This is a genomic window from Paenibacillus sp. BGI2013 (assembly GCF_002843485.1).
GTDB classification, from domain to species: domain Bacteria; phylum Bacillota; class Bacilli; order Paenibacillales; family Paenibacillaceae; genus Paenibacillus; species Paenibacillus amylolyticus.
This window is the reverse complement of sequence record NZ_PJFA01000009.1, coordinates 112,308-131,425: the sequence shown is the minus strand read 5'-3', so window position 1 is coordinate 131,425 and position 19,118 is coordinate 112,308. Positions and strand designations below refer to the sequence as shown.

Sequence of the window (19,118 nt, the reverse complement as noted above, 5' to 3'; positions counted from 1 at the left end):
ACGAAGTATAAGGTGATCAGACGACTTGAGGAAGTGAACGGAATGAAAAAAATGCTACTTGTTTACATTTTGCTAATCTCAGCATTTGCGTTGTATGTATTGAGGTTTGAATACACCAGTCAGGTAAACAGTTCTTGGGAGGACCGGGGGCTGCGCGGTGATATCGGAGAGACGTATATCATGATTACATTCCAGTCCGGGCTGGAGTATTGGAAGAGCCCGCTCAAAGGTTTCGAGGATGCCGCGGATGCACTTGGCGTGACCGTAGAATATCGCGGGGCTACCCGGTATGATGCGAAGGAGCAGACCATGGTGATCGAGCAGGCTATCGCTCGTAAACCCGCGGGCATTGCTATATCTGCAATCGATCCTCAATCGTTAGTTCCAGCGATTAACAAGGCAATCGACGCAGATATCCCTGTTGTATTATTTGACGCGGATGCACCCGATAGCCAGGCCTATTCTTTTCTTGGGACAGATAATTACAAGTCGGGTGTAATGGCTGCCGATAAAATGGCTGAACTGCTGGGTCGTGAGGGAGAGGTCGCGGTATTAACCTTGCCTGGGCAACAAAATCATGAAGAGCGCACGAAGGGTTTCCGCGATACGATCAAGGAGAGATACCCTTCCATGCAGATTGTTGAAGTTGCAGACGGACACGGTGATGCGATGGTATCCAGAGACGAAACAATCAGAATGATGAAGGAACATCCCGAGCTGGCGGGAATTTTTGTGACTGAAGCTACCGGAGGGGCAGGAGCGGGGGAAGCTGTTCAAACTGCCGGGGACAGACATCCATTGCAGATTATTTCGTTTGATACAAACAAGACTACATTGGATATGATCAAGAACGGTACGATCTCAGCTACAATTGCACAGGGAACCTGGAATATGGGATATTGGTCACTCCAATATCTGTTCCATCTGCATCACCAATTAACGGTTCCTGCCCCTTCTTCATCCGGTGAAAATGCACCACTTCCCGTGATGGTAGACACAGGGATCTCTGTGGTAACACGCTCAGATGTGGATGATTACTATGCCAAATAACAAGGAAGATTTCAAGATTCCAAGGCCTTGGAGCAGGAGAGCAATTCTCTCCACTTTCAGGAACGGGATTCGGCGTTTACGCTTGCGTAATATGCCCCTTCGCTACCAGCTGATGCTGCTTTTTCTGTTATTCGCCATTGTACCTTCCGTAGGGCTTGGGTTGCTTGTGAACTGGACGGTGGAGCGCGTAGTTGAGCGACAGGTTGAAGGGCATACCATGCAACTGATTGGCAAAGTGAATGAAGCTCTGAACAGCAAAATGGAGAATTTGCAAAACATGACCTACCTGATTGCCTTTGACCCGTATATTGATGCTTTTATGGACGACAAAATGCCACCGAATGATGATGAAGGCATCGTACCAATGAACATGGACACCAATGCCGAAACGGAGCAAAATCGGTTATATGGCATCAAACAAACCTTGCAGGGGTTCACAACATTGTATCCTGAAATCGCCGGGATTGTTCTCGTCAATGCACATGGTGACTATATTAGCAACGAGATGTATCCCCGAGCGGAACAGAGCCTGATCCAGGAAAATTGGTATCAAAAAGCTTCGGCCAATCCGGGCATCTTCATGGTATTGGGTCAGCCGAAAGAGCGTAATCTCACGACACATGTACGGTACAAGAATGATGAGATTGTATCGGTTGCACGTTCCATAACGGATGAAGCGTCAGGACGTGTGCGGGGGGTTATTATGATTGATCTTAAACTAAGGTCGGTCTCTCAGGCTGCCCGTAATGTAACCTTGGGGAAATCCGGTTATGTGATGGTGACGGATGCAGAAGGTCAAAGTGTATACAAGCCGGAGCACCCGCTAATAGAACACATTCCCACAGACTGGTTCCCCTCCGGTGAGAGTGGAACATTTACCGCCGATACAGAAGGTGGAACATTATTATTCATGTATCAGTCGTCTACCTTTACAGGTTGGAGAACAGTAGGGGTATTTCCCACAAGAGACTCGATATCCGAAGTACGCCAAATCCAGTTTTACGTGGTTAGCTTTGTATTTGTGGTGTGTCTGTTTGGCCTGAGCGCCTCTTTATGGTTCTCCCGTTCCATTGCTCAGCCCATTTTCCGGCTCATGTCCTATATGCGCAGGGCGGAGACCGGCAATCTCAGACCAGGCCGCTGGAGCGATCGCGCTGATGAGATTGGCATGCTTGGCAACAGTTATAACCGAATGCTGGCACAGATTCGACAACTGATATCACTAAATGAATTGCGGGAGCGGCAGAAGCGCGACGCTGAAATGCGAAGTTTGCAGGAGCATATCAAACCACACTTTTTGTACAATACCTTGGATACCATTCATTGGATGGCACGCAAAGAGGGTGCAGAAGATGTATCCGGCATGGTTGGTGCGTTATCTCGATTATTTCGCATAGGGCTTAGTAAGGGACAGGATTACATTCCGCTGCATTCCGAGATTGAACATATGACCAGTTATCTGCAAATTCAGCAGACACGATACCGCGATCGTCTTCAGTATACATTGAATATTCCAGAGGAACTGCGGGACCTTTTGGTGTTAAAGCTGCTGCTTCAGCCCCTGATAGAGAATGCAATCTATCATGGAATCAAGGGCAGGCGTGGGCCGGGACACATTCGGGTGGAGGCCAGATTGGAACATAACAGACTGCTGCTGACCATTCATGATAATGGAGCAGGCATGTCCATCGAACGGCTTGCCGAGATGCAGCAGTTGCTCGAAGCTCCGTTGGCAAGTTTGGAAGCGTCTTCGCCTGGGATGACAGGCAAAAGTTATGGAATGTTGAATGTGCAGGCCCGTCTGCGGCTGTCCTTTGGCGATGAATACGGTATTGTGCTGGAGAGCCAGGAAGGTGAAGGAACGAGTGTGACCATCATTCATCCGTTGATGCGAGAGCTCCCACCAACCAAGCAAATCAATAACGAAGAGAGGCAGGAGAGTGAATGGGAAAATTCATGAAATCGGCCGTGACAACTTCCACTGAAACAGATGAGACATCCGCATTAACTACAGTAATGGAGATTATGCCGGATAGCCATGTGGCGAAGAAATACCGCGTGCTCATCGCTGATGATGAACCGATCATTCGTGAGGGGATTCGGGATGCCATTGACTGGGAAACTCTCGGGATGGAGGTTGTTGGTGAAGCGGAAGATGGCGAGGAAGCGCTGGAACGGGCGGCTGATTTGGGTGTGGATATTGTTCTCGTTGATATGAATATGCCATTTCTGAACGGAATCGAACTAATCCGTGCCCTTCAGCAGAAGTGTCCAGGCTGTCGTTACCTGATCATCTCGGGACATGATGAATTTGCATATGCGCAGGAGGCGGTTCGTCTTGGCGTAGAGGATTACATTTTAAAACCTGTGCAAGCAGAACAATTATATGCTGCACTTGAGCGATTGCATCAGCGACTTACTGAAGAGCACCAGAGGACGGCATATGTACAACAGGCAGCTCATCAGATTGAACGTAATATCCCGTTGCTTCGCCAGCGATTTATGCTGGAGTGGCTGGAGGGGCAGGCTGAAGGGAGGAATCTGACGGAGCAGCTTGTGTTTTTGCGGCTGCCCCCCGTCCCACCTGTGCAGATCGGGGTCGTACGCTGGCCTGCCGCTGAAGCTCGTCAGACGATACTGAGAGAGAATGATCGTCAGTTGTTTCTGTTTGCAGTGGAAAATATAATTAGTGAACTGCTGGGGGACGTGCCACATGTCCTGTTTCGGGACGTAAGCGGGTTGATCGGCATGTGTCTGTGGCAGGAAGCCCCTGAAGAAATAGAGTCCCTTCTGGAACAACAGATCAGTTCTTGCCTGAATATTGCCATTCATGCTCATGTGGAGACACATGCAGGGACACTGGAAGAAACGCCGGATACGTACCGTCATTGCCGTGAAAGGGTATTCGGGGAAGTACAGTTGTCGCCTCTGGTTCGCCGGGCAAGACAACTTATTCACGAAGAATATGCCGAGCGGGAACTGACCCTGGAATCGCTTGCTTCCCGTCTACAAGTATCTGCCGTATATCTTAGTCGTGTGCTGAAGAAAGAGCTGAATGATTCCTTTGTCACGCTTGTCACGCATGCTCGCATTCGCAAGGCTATACAGTTATTAGATTCAACAACACTGCCGATCCACACCATAGCTGAGCGTGTAGGTTATGATACCCAACATTATTTCAGCACTGCATTTAAGAAAACAATGGGCATTTCACCAGTGCAGTATCGAAAGAACGGGGGGACAGCCTATCATCCTTCTGCGAATTAAATATCGTATTACAGTTATTCACTTAGACATGTGATAAATGAGATGGATGTGTTCTACTTCGTGTGAAGCGAAGTGGAGCATGTCCTTTTTTTTGACTCTGGAATGGTATCTCGTGGATCAAACTTATACTTTAAGCGTTTCCATCAAAAGTTAAATTTTTATAAAAAAGGTTCAAAACGTGCAAAGACCTTGCGGCATCTCGAATGCTACCATTAGTCTCAGATAGGAACAGCAAGCAACAGGATGCACTACATGTATTGTAAGCGTTATCTTATAACTCATTCAGAACCGTATGACGTGAGGAAAGGGGAACTTCATATGAAAAAAGGAGCAATGCTCATCTGGCTTCTGGTGATGACCTTGATGCTCTCGGCCTGCAATCTGGCAGAGAGTGGCCCAGGCAGCAAAGAAAAGGGATATGTCGGTATATCGATGCCAACCAAATCATCAGAACGATGGGTGGGAGACGGGGAGAATATGGTCCGTCTGTTTCAGGAGCAGGGGTACAAAACCGATCTTCAGTATGCTGAGGACGTGGTCGAGAATCAGATTTCACAGATTGAAAACATGATCACCAAAGGTGTGGATGTGATGGTGATTGCGTCCGTGGATGGCAACACATTAACGGATGTAATAAAGAAAGCGCATGACGAAGGGATACAAGTGATCTCGTATGATCGGCTCATTCGCAATACGCCATACTTAACCTATTACGCCACGTTCGACAATTTTAAGGTGGGTGTGCTTCAAGCCTCCTACATCGAACAAAAGCTTGGACTCAAGGATGGAAAAGGACCGTATAACATTGAGCTGTTTGGTGGCTCTCCTGATGATAATAACGCCTATTTCTTCTTCGACGGTGCGATGTCTGTCCTGAAGCCGTACATCGATTCCGGCAAGCTGGTCGTGCGCAGCAAGCAGATGACGATGGCTCAGATTGCGACCTTGCGCTGGGACGGAGCACTGGCCCAGTCACGGATGGATAACCTGCTGAGTGCGTATTACTCGGGTGATAATCTGGATGCAGTATTGTCTCCTTATGATGGAATCAGTATTGGTATCATTTCATCTTTGAAAGGGATTGGTTACGGTACTTCGAACAAACCGCTGCCCGTTATTACAGGACAGGATGCCGAACTTGCCTCAATCAAGTCCATTGTGGCCGGGGAACAGACGCAGACGGTGTTCAAGGATACACGGAAGCTAGCGGAGAAGACGGTAGAGATGGCCAATAGTATTTTGCAAGGAAAACAGGCGGAAGTTAATGATACAACATCATATAACAACGGAATTGAGGTTGTTCCGGCGTATCTCTTGGATCCCATCTCGGTGGACCGTACAAATGTGGAGCAGGATATCGTTGGTACACAGTATTACACGAAGGAAGAAATCGGACTGAAATAATAAATGAAAGGAGCACATCCCATGGCCGGAATCATTCTGGAAATGAAAAACATCACCAAAACCTTTCCTGGCGTCAAAGCGCTGGAAAATGTCAATCTGAAAGTCCGTGAAGGCGAAATTCATTCCATATGTGGTGAAAATGGCGCAGGTAAATCTACGTTGATGAAGGTACTGAGTGGTGTATATCCACATGGCACGTATGAAGGCGACATTTTATTTCAGGGCAAAAATTGTGAGTTCAAGGATATTAAGCAGAGCGAGGATCTGGGAATTGTCATTATCCATCAGGAGTTGGCCCTGATTCCCTACCTTTCAATCGCGGAAAATATATATCTGGGCAACGAGCGTGCGAGCAGAGGAATTGTCAACTGGAAGGAAACTTTTGTAGGTACACGGGAGCTGCTCTCGAAGGTGGGACTGAGCGAAAATCCAAACACGTTGGTATCCAGCATCGGGGTAGGCAAGCAGCAACTGGTCGAAATTGCGAAAGCGCTCTCCAAAAAGGTGCGGCTGCTTATTTTGGATGAGCCAACCGCTGCGCTGAACGAGGACGACAGTGAAAATCTGCTGCAATTGATGCTGGAATTCAAGAAACAGGGCATCGCCTGTATCCTGATCTCACACAAGCTGAATGAGGTATCCAAGGTATCCGATTCCGTGACCATTTTACGGGACGGTAAGACAATTGAGACGTTGGATATGAAGAACGAAAAAGTGACGGAGGACCGGATTATTAGCGGAATGGTAGGACGTGATCTCACTAGCCGTTATCCGGAGCGTCATGCCACCATTGGAGAAGTTATCCTTGAGGTAAAGGACTGGACGGTATATCACGAACATCATGCCGAGCGAAAAGTACTGGATCAGATCGATATGAATATCAGACGTGGTGAGATTGTAGGTATTGCTGGGCTGATGGGCGCTGGGCGTACCGAGCTTGCCATGAGTATATTTGGCAAATCCTATGGCCGGAATATTTCGGGTCAACTCATTAAGAATGGTAAACCGATCCACAACAATACCGTCACAGAGGCTATTCAGAATGGGTTTGCTTATGTGACAGAAGACCGCAAGGAATACGGACTCATTCTGATGGATGACATCAAGCGCAATATTTCCTTAACGGGTCTGAGCAAGCTGACGCGAAACGCAGTAGTGAACGAGCGTGAAGAAGTACTGGTGGCGGAAAAGATGAAGAAAAGCATGAACATCAAAGCACCAAGTATTTTGCAGAAGACCGGTAATCTAAGTGGAGGCAACCAGCAAAAAGTGGTGCTCAGCAAATGGATTTTTGCCGGACCAGATATTCTTATCCTGGATGAACCTACCCGCGGTATCGATGTGGGAGCGAAATTCGAAATCTATACGATCATTCATCGGCTTGCTGCTGAAGGCAAGGGCGTACTGGTAATCTCATCCGAGCTTCCGGAGGTTCTTGGCCTGTGTGACCGGATCTATGTGATGAATGCCGGACGAATCACCGGTGAAGTCAGCCGGGAGCAAGCATCGCAGGAAACGTTGATGAGATATATGACCAAGTCTGGAGGCGGCAAGCATGGAAATGATAACAAAACTGTTCAAAAATAATATCCGTCAATACGGCATGATTATTGCCCTGGTAGTGATTATGCTTTTGTTCGAGGTACTTACAGGCGGGCTGTTGCTCAAGCCGATTAATATTACAAATTTGATTTTGCAGAACAGTTACATTTTGGTGCTGGCGATCGGAATGGTGCTGGTCATCATTACCGGGCATATTGACCTGTCTGTTGGTTCCATTGCAGCCTTTGTTGGTGCCGTTGCCGCGATTATGATGGTTGATTGGCAGCTTCCGGCTTGGCTTGCAGTCATCGCTTCCTTGCTGGTTGGTGCTTTGATCGGTGCATGGCAAGGCTTCTGGATCGCTTATGTGCGGATTCCGGCATTTATCGTGACGCTGGCAGGTATGCTGCTGTTCCGTGGCTTGACGATGATCGTGCTGGAGGGGCAATCGATCTCTCCTTTTCCAGGTGGTTTCCAGAAAATAAGCTCTGGCTTCTTGGCGGACATTCAATTCTCAGGTTTCGGTCTAGTGTCTATCATTGTGGGTCTTGTGCTCACCGTTTGGTACATTGTCAATGAACTGCGGGAACGCCGTTCCCAGCGAAAATATGGATTCGAGGTCGTGTCAAAGGGACTATTTTTGCTCAAGTTGATTGTGGTGGCTGTTGTGACAAATCTGTTTACGTTTGTACTCGCAAGTTATGCAGGTATTCCAAATATCCTGGTCCTGCTGTTTGTCCTGATCGTTGTGTACTCCTTCGTTATGAATCGTACTGTCATGGGACGGCATGTGTATGCGCTTGGAGGTAATGAGAAGGCCGCAGGCCTGTCTGGAGTCAAAACAAAAAAGGTAACCTTCTGGGTTTTCGTGAACATGGGTACACTTGCCGCGGTATCCGGGTTGATCTTCGCCGCACGTCTGAATGCAGCTACGCCAAGAGCGGGTACCAACTTCGAGTTGGATGCCATTGCGGCCTGCTTCATCGGTGGTGCTTCCGCTTCAGGGGGCATAGGTACGGTATTTGGTGCCATCATCGGTGGTTTGGTTATGGGTGTGCTGAATAACGGGATGTCCCTGATTGGTCTCGGTATTGACTGGCAACAGGGGATTAAGGGATTGGTACTGCTGCTCGCTGTAGCGTTTGATATCTATAATAAAAATAAAAGATCAGCGTAACACTTGGTAAAATGAAAAAACAGACCTTGATCTCAGGATCAGGTCTGTTTTGCTGTATGCACGACTTAGTTACATTAAGGCATCGAGGAAACGTGTGGCGATGCCAAAATAGATAAACAGGGACAAGATATCATTCAATGTGGTGATTAACGGGCCAGAGGCAACAGCCGGGTCGACTTTGAAACGACTAAGCAGAAGCGGGATGCATGTACCGGTCAGTGTACCAATGACCAGAGTGAGGAACAGAGATACCCCAATAATGGCGCCCAGCAACCAGTCCCCTTGCCAGAAATAAGCGATGACGGTGATCAGTAATCCACATACCAAGCCGATCATTATGCCTACCTTGATCTCCCGACCAATCAGTGCGAGTACGGTGGCTTTGTCGAGCTTGCGTCCGATCAGTCCGCGTACCACAACAGCCAGAGACTGCGTTCCTGTGTTACCGGTCATACCTGCGATCATCGGCATGAAAAATGCCAATGCCACAACCTGATTGAGTGTATCCTCGAAGAAATCCACAATACTTCCCGAGATTAGACCAATCAATAGAAGCAAGATGAGCCAGGGAAGCCTGCGTCTGACGGCCACGAGTGGTTTAGTATCAAAGTCGATATCCTTGCTGCCGCCCCCCATCTTGGCCAAATCTTCACTGGCTTCATCCATAATAATATCGATGACATCATCCATCTGAATGATACCGCATAATCTGTGATTTTCATCCACCACCGGAAGTGCAATAAACTCATAACGCTGTAGAAGCTGTGCTGCTTCTTCCTGGTCCATATCTACCGTTGCATGGATCACCCGCCGGGTCATCAGTTCTTCAACCTGGGTCTTATCGTCAGCCAAGGCAAGGGATCGATAACTCACGACACCGACCAGTTTGCCTTCATTATCGGTTACATAGAGATAACTGGAGGCTGAGATATGCATGGTACCTTGCGATTGTCGTAAGGCTTCCTTGGCTGTCTCATGAGCGAGCAGGGTCCGATATTGATCTGTCATGATGCGTCCTGCCGTTTCCGGCGGGTAATTAAGCACGGATCGGATAATGGCAGAGTGATCCAGGTTCATATTGGACAGCAATTCTTCTCGGCGTTTGGCGGGTAAATCGTGCATAAACCGGATCAGATCACTTTTGTCCATCTGCTGCATGACTTCAAGTGTTCGTTCCGGCCCAAGTCGTTCAAACAGTTGAATCTGTTCGTGCAACTTCAAGGTCTCAGCGAGATCCGCCAGAGCATCGGGTTTGAACAGGAGCAAAAACCGATTGGTTTCTTCTTCAGGGAACTTTTTATATACAAGTGAGAGGTCGTAGGGATGCAGTTCTTTCACCAATTTATAGAAATCGGGAAGGTTCCGGGATTGTACATGTTGCACGAGTTGTTCGGTGATCTCCTCCACGGAGAAATCTTTCTTGGTATGAGGTCCGTTCATATCGACACTCCTTTCTATTCGGTCAGCTTCATATTTTTAAACGAAATGGGTTGGGAATTAAACAAATGGAGAAAAAATGAGAGTCCCAAAATGATATTGTAATCTTGCTCAAACATTCGATATGGGCTTACAAACAGCCACTTCAAGGATATACTTGTTGTACAGCAACAGACAAGGAGGACATGCGCTAGTGGAAGTAGATATCAGAACACAATTGCTCAGCATGGTTGAGCCGGAGTATCAAAAATTCTCGGCCGCACTTATTCCCAACATCACGAATGTACTTGGTGTAAGGTTGCCAGCCTTACGAAAAATTGCCAAGCAACTTGCCGCCGGGGACTGGCGCACGTATCTGGAAACGGCAGAGGATGAATATTTTGAAGAAGTGATGTTGCAAGCGATGGTCATTGGACATGTACAGGCTGATCTGGACGAGCTGTTAAAGGCTATTGAAACATTTGTACCGAAGATTGACAACTGGTCGGTGTGTGACAGCTTCTGTGCGGGACTGAAATATACGAAGGTCCATTCGGAGTCCATGTGGGCGTTCTTGCAGCCGTATCTGAGATCAGATCAGGAATATGAAATCCGGTTTGGTGTGGTAATGCTGTTGAATTTTTATCTGAATGAGCGATATATCGATCAGGTTCTATCTGCATTGGATCAGATTAGGCACGAGGCGTATTATGTGAAAATGGCAGTTGCTTGGGCCATCTCAATGGCTTATGTGAAACAACCTGAGGTGACTATGCGTTATTTGAACCGCAATACCCTGGATGATTTTACGTATAATAAGGCACTTCAGAAAATCACGGAATCTTATCGCGTTGATCCAGAGAGCAAGCAAATGATCCGCAGTATGAAACGTAAGGTGAAGAAGCAGATTACCTCCTAGTTCTAGCATTAAGCATTCCACCGGGGAGAGGGCGATAAACGAATGAGAAAAAAGTTGATGTACACCACGATGCAGTTGGACGGTCGTCCATGGGTGCTGCTCGCTACGGAACAGGGATTGTGCCGAGTGGTCATGCCAAACGAAACATTGGAAGATTGGAACGGCTGGATACAGAAGGTTGCACCTGGCGTGGAACTGGAGGAGAACGAACATGCTCTGAAACGAACAGGTATGATGGACTGGTTGCTGTCCTATTTTGCAGGAGAATCCATGGCTTATACAGATGCGATCCCACTGGACTTGATCGGAACGAACTTCCAACAGGAGGTATGGAGAGAGCTAGGGCGTGTGCCTTATGGTGAAATTCGGACCTATGGTGATATAGCTGCTGCAATTGGCAGACCTTCGGCTGTGCGAGCAGTTGGGGCTGCCAATGGGGCCAATCCAATTCCGGTTCTGTTACCATGCCACCGCATTATTGGGGCTAATCGCAAGCTGACCGGGTTCCGTGGAGGCCTGGAGATGAAGCGCAGACTGCTGGATATCGAACAGATTGAAGGCGTGAACGATGGAGGGCATGCGCGGTTTCATTTTTAATAGACTCGCGTAATCAAGAAGATTAAGGTGAGTGGACGGGGCAGGCACGTATTGTGCCTGTTTTTTTTACATGTATTAAGTAGAGTAATACAAACGTTCCGCATATGGAACACCAACGTTTTACGTATTTTTGCCCTGTGAAACCGTATGGTACCATGGATCATAGATCAATCGGTATCCGGGGGACGTAATGCCGGGTAAGAAAAGAGGGATGACATGATGAAGCAGGCTTATTGGTTAACAAACGTGACTGTGGAGCGGAGTTATATTCGGGAGGGGGAACAGGTGACGGGGACACGGACAAGCCCCGCTCATCTGCGGATTAAAGATGGAGTGATCGCGGAGATTGTGGAAGGAAACAACCCGTTGTCTAGCGATCTACCACAAGTAGATGGCAAGGGACTTCTGCTGTTGCCTTCGTTCGAGGAGGCACATATTCATCTGGATAAAACCTACTACGATGGGCCGTGGACAGCCGTTAAGCGTATCTCCAGTATTTTCGAACGTATTGAAGAAGAGAAGGTTCTGTTGCCCAAGTTGCTACCAGATGCCAAGCGTCAAGCGGAGAGTATTCTGACCTTGATTCAGGGGTGCGGCTCCACTCATGTACGTAGTCATTGCAATATTGAACCCGTCAGTGGCTTGAAAAGACTGGAAGCGACGCGGCAGGCTCTGGAATCATTTTCGGGCAAAATCGCTTCGGAGATCGTGGCTTTCCCGCAGCATGGACTGCTTCGCTCCCATTCAGTGGAGCTTATGGGCCAAGCGATGAAGGAAGGTGCAACGCATGTGGGCGGACTTGATCCTCATACGGTGGACGAACATATCGAGAAATCACTGAACGCCATGGTTGAACTGGCTGTTCAGCACCAGGCGGGCATCGATATTCATCTGCATGATGGTGGGCAGGCCGGCAAACAAACGCTGTTGGAACTCGCAAATCTGACCGAAGCAGCAGGGCTTCAGGGTAAAGTTACGGTAAGTCATGCGTTCTGGTTCGCCCGCGCAGAGCACCAGGAAGCAGAAGACATGGCGCAGCGAATGGCCTCGCTTGGGATGAGCATTGCTTCTACGGTGCCTATTGGCAGAACGATGATGCCTCTTCCCATGCTCCACCGTATGGGTGTGAACGTGAAGCTGGCCACAGACAGCCTGACGGATCATTGGTCTCCTTTTGGCAATGGGGATATGCTTGAGAAAGCGGGACGATTCGCAGAACTGTACGGATATAGCGACGAACTGTCCTTGTCTCAATCTTTGGCATGGGTAACAGGCGGGATTACACCTCTGGATTCACAAGGGGAACAAGTCTGGCCGAAGGTAGGCGACACCGCGAGTTTTGTATTAGTGCATGCGAGTTGTTCGGCGGAAGCTGTTGCGCGGCGATCTGCGCGGCAGGCCGTATGGTACAAGGGGCAATTGGTCAGTGGATCAACAGCGGATTGAGGGAAATAGAGCGGGTGCAGCCACGGGAAACCGTGGTTTTTTGGCATGGGAGAAAAAGAGGAAAGAACTGTTCGCATATACCACATTTTGGGTTATGATGGACGTAGTTAATGAAGGGAGTATTACAAATGAAGATTGAGTATGCAACGGAAGCTGACTACGACTACATCATTGAAAGAGATCGGCATATCCATCAGCCACTTGTGAAAACGAAGATTAGTGAGAAAGAAATATTCATCCTGTGGGACGAGGACGAGGGATCAAGAGTTGGATGGATGAGGTACGGGTACTTTTGGGATAACCTTCCCTTCATGAATATGATCTGGATTGATGAACCCTATCGAAACGGCGGATATGGCAAAAAAGTGGTACATCACTGGGAAAATCTAATGAAGCAACAAGGCTTTGATACGGTGATGACTTCAACGCAATCAGACGAACATGCGCAACATTTCTATCGAAAGCTGGGGTATGTTGATGCTGGGGCTCTATTGCTAGATACACAACCTCTGGAGATTATGTTGATCAAGAAAATCTAGTAAATAAGCTGCAAGGAGAGATGATTGTGGATATGAAAAAAGTAAGCCTACAACCCATAACCAAAGAAAATGAACTCGAGTGCATCCACCTTAAACCACGGGAAGATCAGCTAGATTTGGTAGCTAGCAATGCGGATTCATTGATGCATGCGACGAAGGAAATTACGTCCAAGCCGTACGGCATTTTGGCAGAGGATCAGATGGTAGGTTTTATTTTATTTGATAACGAGATCTACAATGACGGGTATTACTGGATTCTGCGCTTCATGATTGATGAGAAGTACCAGGGGAAGGGTTACGGCAAACTTGCTATTCAAGAAGTGGTTCGTATGTTGCAAGAGAGAAGTGACTGCCAGCAAATCAGGATATCCCATGTTCCACATAACATTGCGGCAAATGCGCTGTATAAACGTTGCGGATTTCAGGACACGGGTGAATTAGAGGACAACGGTGATATCATTTTAAGTTATCAAGTGAGGTAACAGGGAGGAGAAGCTTGATGATAAGAGAGGCAGAAGCTAGAGATGCAGCGGTTATCGAAAGACTGTATAAAGAATTATTGCCAAACAACTTAAACACAAAAGTACTGGCAGAACGGATTGAAGAAGTTCGGAATAACCCAAACAGTTTCTTGTTTGTGTATGAACTGGGTGATCAGGTGATCGGCACGGCTCATTTACATATTTGTCTGGATGCTTTGGTGGAAAATAGACCATTCGGCGTAGTTGAGCGGGTTATCATTACGGAACATGTGCAGAGCAAGGGATATGGATCTGAATTGATGAAACATATAGAGCATGTATGTGTGCAGAAAAATTGTGTGAAGGTGTTTCTAACCAGCGGATCATCCAGAAACGAAGCACATCACTTTTATACGAAATTGGGGTACAACGGAGAATCCAGCAAGGCATTTAAAAAGTATTTATAACTTATAACATTCATCAAGGAAAAGGAAGTAGAAGCAAAGAAATGAAAGATAACAAACATCCGGTTCAAGATGTCCGACTCATCGTTACCTTGCTCGTGGCTACTCTTTGTTGTCTAGGTGTTGTGATGTATTTACGTGCCCAATCAGATACAAATATGTATCGATTTTTAAGTTGGGACATGTTCCTGGCATGGGTACCCTTCATCATCTCATCCTGCATTAGATACATATTTAATAAGAAATTAACCACAACGAGCATGATATGTATGGGGCTGATGTGTGGAGTATGGCTCTTTTTTCTGCCCAATGCGGCCTACCTTTTTACGGAGATTCTGCATTCATTCAGATATTTTGATGCTCAAGGGGAGGTTAGATTTTGGGTTAATATTGATTTTTGGTATGGACTCACCCTGACGTTTGCCGTAGCGATCATCGGATTGCTGCTCTCGACTTGTTCAATCATTCAAATCCATGGCATGTTAAACAAATTAATAAATAAGTACATTAGCATGATGGTTGTCGGTGTTATTTTGCTATTGAGCAGTATAGGGGTTTACATTGGGAGATTTAATCGGTGGAATTCGTGGGATGTATTATCCCGACCTGGGAAGATCTTTGTGGATCTTGTGAATGATTTTAATGCAGCGAACAGCATAATGGTTGAGTTTGTTGTCATTGTATTTGCGGTTCAACTTTTTGGATACGTTATTATATCCTTGCTAACCGCAAGGTCGGGCAACTAATTATTCCATTTGAAAGGGTAAAGGAGGCAGTATCACACGATGGGTAATCTTAATTTTATCGATAAACTTCCTCACATTAGTGAATGCAAACAGATTCTAAAGGCAGCAGCTATGCTGGATGCCATTTTGATGCCGGAATGGGAGTACAGGTATTACTCGTATAATTCCCAGTGGGACAAGAATGAGCAAATGGCATCCATGAGAGATGGGCAAGGAGATCATTATTTTGCTGTATTCAGTCCGAATGGGCTGATTATTAAAGGCTTTGCTAAAGAGTATACACTTCAGCATAAGGTTGATAGGAGTGAGGTGGTAAAAAGCGTTCCAGAAGCATTTAATACTTTTGTGGTAGAGCCGGCATTTGTAATGGATCAGACGACGTTCTGTATCTGGAGTGTGGCGGATCAGGAAGGGTGGTCTGCGGGCACGGAGCTTGGGGATCATGAATACGAACTGTTAGAGATTTTGGTAGGCGGCGCGAAATATTATCATGCTTGGGCACAGGATTACTACGAGATAACGTTGGATATCACACTGGTTGAACAGGTATTTGATATGAAGCCGATCAATGAGGTCTTACTACAGCAATTAAATGATGAACTGAAATTAAGTGATATCGAAGGTGAAATTACAGAAATTGGATACCCGGATAAGGATATGAAGGTATGAAGGCGATAACCCAGGAAATCACGGAAGAATTATTGGCTGTAATGGATATGTACCAGAGAATCGCGCGGCAATTGATCGACCAATTGATATTGGAAACCGACCAGCCTGATCGGACAGCAATTCTCGAAGGTGCGTACCATTTGCTGTCCAATGCGGATGTAATCCATGGAGAAGAAGAATTAACGGGAAATTGGTATTTTGATGTTCATGGCGAGCACTGTATGTTCCAGAATACAGAAACAGGGCAGACATTAGAGGTTTTCCTTGGTAGTCTTCGTATTTCGAGAATCCGTTTAAGGACATGTTGGATTTCTTCGAACGTATGGAGGCACAACATGTGTTAATTCATGTTCACGAGGTGGCGTATAGAAAAATGATTTGATTGCTTGGCATTTAATTAAAACTGAGGAGGAATTACGTATGGGTTTAACTGAGTGGTCTACAGATATTCTTCAATATGATCTGTCGGATGAATATTCGATTCGCAAAGCAGATTTTGCCGAATGGGGATTATATTGCACGGTTTATTATGATAGGCGTTATGTCGGATTTTTCAGGGAAGAAGAGTTCAGTTCTTCCAAGATCAGTGCGTACTGGATTTACAAAGGGGAAAGCAAAATAGGTGGCGTGAGAATGGAGCCTAACCGGATGTATCATTTGTTTTTTGTCCCGCCATTCCAGCAGTGCTTTGATGTTTTGAAGCTTCTGAAGCATAAATTATTACAGTGGTCGGATCGCACCAAACGCATTCTGACCTTTGAGATTCTTCCAGACCAAGTTGATCTATACGCACGAGCTGGATTCTGGCCAGTGGAGTTCAGATGTCGCTGGATGCAGCGGCCGACAGATCATTTTGAAATCGAATGGGACAGCAGGGTAACCGTGAAGAGTCCAGAGATTATTGAAAGTGAAACCGGCAATAGAAAATATGTGAATGAAGATGAAATTGCTCAATGTGACCTGGAGAGTTTTGCAGGAAGTCTTGAAGCTACACGAAGAAAACATACCACGCTTGCAGATTTTATTCCAAGTGATGACCCTAATTATACGAATGAAATTCTGACTCAAGCCTCCACGCTAGTATACGACAAGGAAACGGGACAGCTTATTGCAAATTGTCGCTTGTGCTTGCAAGATAATCAGGCTGCTGTGTATAGCATAGGTGTTCGTCCGGCATATAGAGGAAGAGGGCTTGCTACACTGATGTTACAGAGAGCATTAAATGAACTTAAAGGTAAGTATCCCGTTCTACGATTGTATGTGATGCAAGGAAATGATGCGGAGTCCGTGTATCTGAATCTGGGCTTTATTCCGGGTGTGCAGGAGATTCAGACAATGTATATTCCTGAGGAGGAATCACAATGAAGGTTGCCATCTTAACCGATATTCATGGGAATTTTCCTGCGCTGCAAGCGGTATTGGCTGATATCGATTCCAGAGAAGACATTGAGCATACATTTTGCTTGGGGGATATGATCGGTATTGGCCCTTACTCCAATGAAGTGATCGAGATGTTGTACAGCCGCAAAAATATGATAGCGATTTCAGGGAATCACGAAGAGGCCGTATTGAGTTTGCTTCAAAATAAGGGTCCATTAGAAGGGCACAAAGGCATGGCCGAGCATCACGAATGGATTGGTCGGCATTTGAGTGCAGAATCGATCAAGAAAATCCAAGCTCTACCGAAATTCGTTGAAAAAGAGGTAGAAGGACATCGCTTCCTTTTGACTCACTATCATATGAGCAACGACAAGTTGGATGTTATCGATAAAGAACCATCCGGAACCAAATTAGACGCGAAGTATCAGGGGACGGCCCATGATTTGGTTTGTTTTGGTCATTATCATATTCTTCATTATTATAAGACAGATCAAAGAGTATATATGAATCCGGGCGCTTTAGGCTGTAACGATCTTGCCATTGCCAGATACGGCATCGTGGATCTCCAAGAGGGCAAAGTGGACGTGAAATTCATTGGAGTACCATATGACAATAGGGAGTATCTGAAATCGTATGAACGGTTGAACGTTCCGGATCGGGCTTTTCTTTTGAAGGCATTCCATGGAAATCAGTTGGAGAGAGAGGATATAGACGGCAGTAAACGTTCATAGCAAGGTGCTGCTACTTTGGAAAGGAGAGATGTACATGGGAATGATCATTATGTTGGTGGTGTATCTGTTCCTCGGTATTTATGTTGTGAAAGTTGGAATAGATAACTCCAAAAATAGCCAGCACACCAAAGAAATATTATCAGAGTTAAGGGAGATTAAGGAACTGTTAAAAGAGCAAAGGTAAGGATTGATTAGGCTTGTGCTTTAAAATTTGCTAAGGAGCAGCATTTTCGGGTGCCTCCCTCTCCTGTAGGTCAGGAAAGGGAGGATTCTTGTGCAGCACAGCTAGCCACTTTAACCCAATACACAAATAACAATATCCTGATCATGATTACCAAAACCAGCACCATAGATCGTTAATCCCCCTACATTGGGGCTTTCCTCGTCAACTGTAAAGCGAAGCGTCCAGAACGGTTCGCTAAGCTTAATATCCGCGAGAGTAACGTCTGACATCCGCTCACCATCCATATAGGTACCGTAGGCATCAATACGAATAGTCTTCAACAATCCATACTGATTTACATTACGATGCCACCATTCTGGTGTGTATTTCCCGCGTGCTGCTCTGCCAAAGTCGGCAGGGCTTGTCCACGTTCCGAGAGAAACGCCATTGAAGGTGAAACGAATATCCGAAGGCCAATGATCTCGCAATCCCGGAGCTTCAGAGGCCAGTTCCATCGAAATTTCAATAGCATCGGTGGTCTGATCAGGTAGTACAAAGTTAGGTGTTTTATATTCGACATAGCCCTTCCCAAACCACAAGATAGCGGCGTGTACACGCTCAGGATCAAGGAAGTAACGGGGGTCGTCCCATACACCGATTTCTTTTTCAAGTGTTCCTAGCCCACAGGTAGGGTGAATATCAAAAGCAGTGTAGTGTCCAACGGCTATCGTCTGTTCTCTGGTTCGTGAACTTTGGCTTGGGGATGGCAGCTCGATCTCAATCTGATTTTGCTTGAGGTAACATAATTTGTGCGTCCCTCCGTTGATCCGAACTCGTCTGCTGCCAATTAGACCCGCATCCTCCAGTTTGCGAATATGCATCGTGACAATGGAGGGGCTAAGCTCTAATACTGCGGCAATATCCTTCACATTCATTTCGCGATCTGCAATCATATCCATGATTCTCCATCTGACTTCACTTGCCAGCGCCTCATATAAAGGAAGGAACTGGGGCTCCCCATTTGCTTTGATCATCTGTACAACTCCCTATCCTCAATCTTCTAAAATCACATATATATTAATTTAATAAAATTAACTCCAAGATGCAATTCAGATTCATTGCAAGTTTACACCCGATGGTGTTTAAT

General features: G+C 46.4%; 20 protein-coding genes. 18 read left to right on the top strand and 2 right to left on the bottom strand.

Annotation, left to right across the window (positions count from 1 at the left end; translation table 11 throughout):
* The first annotated feature begins 42 nt into the window (after nt 1-42).
* The 6 genes from CXK86_RS21300 to mmsB all read left to right on the top strand — a co-directional run bounded on the left by CXK86_RS21300 (nt 43) and on the right by mmsB (nt 8,440).
* On the top strand, nt 43-1,050 hold the full coding sequence (locus CXK86_RS21300) for a substrate-binding domain-containing protein (protein ID WP_076252891.1): 1,008 nt from the start codon (nt 43-45) through the stop codon (nt 1,048-1,050).
* A gap of 91 nt (nt 1,051-1,141) precedes the next feature.
* Nucleotides 1,142-3,010, top strand: coding sequence for a cache domain-containing sensor histidine kinase (locus CXK86_RS21295; RefSeq protein ID WP_076252996.1), 1,869 nt, complete (start codon nt 1,142-1,144; stop codon nt 3,008-3,010).
* Nucleotides 3,011-3,018: 8 nt separating this feature from the next.
* Complete coding sequence (locus CXK86_RS21290) at nt 3,019-4,317, top strand: response regulator (protein WP_076252995.1); 1,299 nt, start codon at nt 3,019-3,021, stop codon at nt 4,315-4,317.
* A gap of 318 nt (nt 4,318-4,635) precedes the next feature.
* On the top strand, nt 4,636-5,721 hold the full coding sequence (chvE, locus tag CXK86_RS21285) for a multiple monosaccharide ABC transporter substrate-binding protein (protein ID WP_076252890.1): 1,086 nt from the start codon (nt 4,636-4,638) through the stop codon (nt 5,719-5,721).
* Between the two features lie 21 nt (nt 5,722-5,742).
* The gene (mmsA, locus tag CXK86_RS21280; RefSeq protein ID WP_076252889.1) at nt 5,743-7,308 is read left to right on the top strand and encodes a multiple monosaccharide ABC transporter ATP-binding protein; all 1,566 of its coding nucleotides are present in this window, start codon (nt 5,743-5,745) and stop codon (nt 7,306-7,308) included.
* Complete coding sequence (gene mmsB, locus CXK86_RS21275) at nt 7,277-8,440, top strand: multiple monosaccharide ABC transporter permease (RefSeq protein ID WP_036617110.1); 1,164 nt, start codon at nt 7,277-7,279, stop codon at nt 8,438-8,440. The genes mmsA and mmsB overlap by 32 nt, the downstream gene beginning before the upstream one ends.
* 69 nt (nt 8,441-8,509) lie before the next feature.
* Here the strand turns inward: mmsB and mgtE are convergent, their stop codons facing one another.
* On the bottom strand, nt 8,510-9,880 hold the full coding sequence (gene mgtE / locus CXK86_RS21270) for a magnesium transporter (RefSeq protein ID WP_051447459.1): 1,371 nt from the start codon (nt 9,878-9,880) through the stop codon (nt 8,510-8,512).
* Between the two features lie 190 nt (nt 9,881-10,070).
* On the opposite strand from mgtE, the gene CXK86_RS21265 reads away from it, so the two are divergent.
* From CXK86_RS21265 to CXK86_RS32245, 12 genes are all read left to right on the top strand, one after another.
* Nucleotides 10,071-10,775, top strand: coding sequence for a DNA alkylation repair protein (locus tag CXK86_RS21265; RefSeq protein WP_076252888.1), 705 nt, complete (start codon nt 10,071-10,073; stop codon nt 10,773-10,775).
* A gap of 42 nt (nt 10,776-10,817) precedes the next feature.
* Nucleotides 10,818-11,372 (top strand): methylated-DNA--[protein]-cysteine S-methyltransferase, encoded by a 555-nt coding sequence (locus tag CXK86_RS21260; RefSeq protein WP_076252887.1) that lies wholly within the window; start codon nt 10,818-10,820, stop codon nt 11,370-11,372.
* A gap of 219 nt (nt 11,373-11,591) precedes the next feature.
* Nucleotides 11,592-12,818: an amidohydrolase gene (locus CXK86_RS21255; protein ID WP_076252994.1), complete on the top strand. Its 1,227-nt coding sequence runs from the start codon at nt 11,592-11,594 to the stop codon at nt 12,816-12,818.
* Nucleotides 12,819-12,946: 128 nt separating this feature from the next.
* Complete coding sequence (locus tag CXK86_RS21250) at nt 12,947-13,357, top strand: GNAT family N-acetyltransferase (RefSeq protein ID WP_074096147.1); 411 nt, start codon at nt 12,947-12,949, stop codon at nt 13,355-13,357.
* A gap of 32 nt (nt 13,358-13,389) precedes the next feature.
* Nucleotides 13,390-13,839 carry a GNAT family N-acetyltransferase gene (locus CXK86_RS21245; RefSeq protein WP_257468034.1) on the top strand — a complete coding sequence of 150 codons (450 nt, stop codon included), beginning with the start codon at nt 13,390-13,392 and terminating at the stop codon, nt 13,837-13,839.
* A gap of 17 nt (nt 13,840-13,856) precedes the next feature.
* Complete coding sequence (locus CXK86_RS21240) at nt 13,857-14,285, top strand: GNAT family N-acetyltransferase (protein ID WP_076252886.1); 429 nt, start codon at nt 13,857-13,859, stop codon at nt 14,283-14,285.
* Nucleotides 14,286-14,326: 41 nt separating this feature from the next.
* Nucleotides 14,327-15,028 (top strand): DUF1361 domain-containing protein, encoded by a 702-nt coding sequence (locus tag CXK86_RS21235; protein WP_076252885.1) that lies wholly within the window; start codon nt 14,327-14,329, stop codon nt 15,026-15,028.
* A gap of 39 nt (nt 15,029-15,067) precedes the next feature.
* Entirely contained in the window at nt 15,068-15,697 is a 630-nt protein-coding gene (locus CXK86_RS21230; protein WP_076252884.1) for a hypothetical protein, read from the top strand.
* The gene (locus tag CXK86_RS21225; protein ID WP_256720102.1) at nt 15,694-16,041 is read left to right on the top strand and encodes a hypothetical protein; all 348 of its coding nucleotides are present in this window, start codon (nt 15,694-15,696) and stop codon (nt 16,039-16,041) included. Before CXK86_RS21230 ends, CXK86_RS21225 begins: the two co-directional genes overlap by 4 nt.
* A 76-nt stretch (nt 16,042-16,117) precedes the next feature.
* On the top strand, nt 16,118-17,062 hold the full coding sequence (locus CXK86_RS21220) for a GNAT family N-acetyltransferase (RefSeq protein ID WP_076252883.1): 945 nt from the start codon (nt 16,118-16,120) through the stop codon (nt 17,060-17,062).
* Nucleotides 17,059-17,808, top strand: coding sequence for a metallophosphoesterase family protein (locus CXK86_RS21215; protein ID WP_076252882.1), 750 nt, complete (start codon nt 17,059-17,061; stop codon nt 17,806-17,808). The genes CXK86_RS21220 and CXK86_RS21215 overlap by 4 nt, the downstream gene beginning before the upstream one ends.
* A 34-nt stretch (nt 17,809-17,842) precedes the next feature.
* Nucleotides 17,843-17,992: a hypothetical protein gene (locus CXK86_RS32245; RefSeq protein ID WP_167544423.1), complete on the top strand. Its 150-nt coding sequence runs from the start codon at nt 17,843-17,845 to the stop codon at nt 17,990-17,992.
* A 110-nt stretch (nt 17,993-18,102) separates the two neighbouring features.
* On the opposite strand, the gene CXK86_RS21210 is transcribed toward CXK86_RS32245, so the two are convergent.
* Nucleotides 18,103-19,005, bottom strand: a complete 903-nt coding sequence (locus tag CXK86_RS21210; RefSeq protein ID WP_076252881.1) for an ArsR/SmtB family transcription factor — start codon at nt 19,003-19,005, stop codon at nt 18,103-18,105.
* Between the last annotated feature and the right edge of the window lie 113 nt (nt 19,006-19,118).

Excerpts from the sequence above, each read along its gene's own strand:
- CXK86_RS21300 (WP_076252891.1), top strand. The coding sequence starts at position 43 with ATGAAAAAAATGCTACTTGTTTACATTTTGCTAATCTCAGCATTTGCG.
- CXK86_RS21295 (WP_076252996.1), top strand. The coding sequence starts at position 1,142 with ATGCCCCTTCGCTACCAGCTGATGCTGCTTTTTCTGTTATTCGCCATT.
- chvE (WP_076252890.1), top strand. The coding sequence starts at position 4,636 with ATGAAAAAAGGAGCAATGCTCATCTGGCTTCTGGTGATGACCTTGATG.
- mmsA (WP_076252889.1), top strand. The coding sequence starts at position 5,743 with ATGGCCGGAATCATTCTGGAAATGAAAAACATCACCAAAACCTTTCCT.
- mmsB (WP_036617110.1), top strand. The coding sequence starts at position 7,277 with ATGGAAATGATAACAAAACTGTTCAAAAATAATATCCGTCAATACGGC.
- mgtE (WP_051447459.1), bottom strand. The coding sequence starts at position 9,880 with ATGAACGGACCTCATACCAAGAAAGATTTCTCCGTGGAGGAGATCACC.
- CXK86_RS21260 (WP_076252887.1), top strand. The coding sequence starts at position 10,818 with ATGAGAAAAAAGTTGATGTACACCACGATGCAGTTGGACGGTCGTCCA.
- CXK86_RS21255 (WP_076252994.1), top strand. The coding sequence starts at position 11,592 with ATGAAGCAGGCTTATTGGTTAACAAACGTGACTGTGGAGCGGAGTTAT.
- CXK86_RS21250 (WP_074096147.1), top strand. The coding sequence starts at position 12,947 with ATGAAGATTGAGTATGCAACGGAAGCTGACTACGACTACATCATTGAA.
- CXK86_RS21245 (WP_257468034.1), top strand. The coding sequence starts at position 13,390 with ATGAAAAAAGTAAGCCTACAACCCATAACCAAAGAAAATGAACTCGAG.
- CXK86_RS21240 (WP_076252886.1), top strand. The coding sequence starts at position 13,857 with ATGATAAGAGAGGCAGAAGCTAGAGATGCAGCGGTTATCGAAAGACTG.
- CXK86_RS21235 (WP_076252885.1), top strand. The coding sequence starts at position 14,327 with ATGAAAGATAACAAACATCCGGTTCAAGATGTCCGACTCATCGTTACC.
- CXK86_RS21230 (WP_076252884.1), top strand. The coding sequence starts at position 15,068 with ATGGGTAATCTTAATTTTATCGATAAACTTCCTCACATTAGTGAATGC.
- CXK86_RS21225 (WP_256720102.1), top strand. The coding sequence starts at position 15,694 with ATGAAGGCGATAACCCAGGAAATCACGGAAGAATTATTGGCTGTAATG.
- CXK86_RS21220 (WP_076252883.1), top strand. The coding sequence starts at position 16,118 with ATGGGTTTAACTGAGTGGTCTACAGATATTCTTCAATATGATCTGTCG.
- CXK86_RS21215 (WP_076252882.1), top strand. The coding sequence starts at position 17,059 with ATGAAGGTTGCCATCTTAACCGATATTCATGGGAATTTTCCTGCGCTG.
- CXK86_RS32245 (WP_167544423.1), top strand. The coding sequence starts at position 17,843 with ATGGGAATGATCATTATGTTGGTGGTGTATCTGTTCCTCGGTATTTAT.
- CXK86_RS21210 (WP_076252881.1), bottom strand. The coding sequence starts at position 19,005 with ATGATCAAAGCAAATGGGGAGCCCCAGTTCCTTCCTTTATATGAGGCG.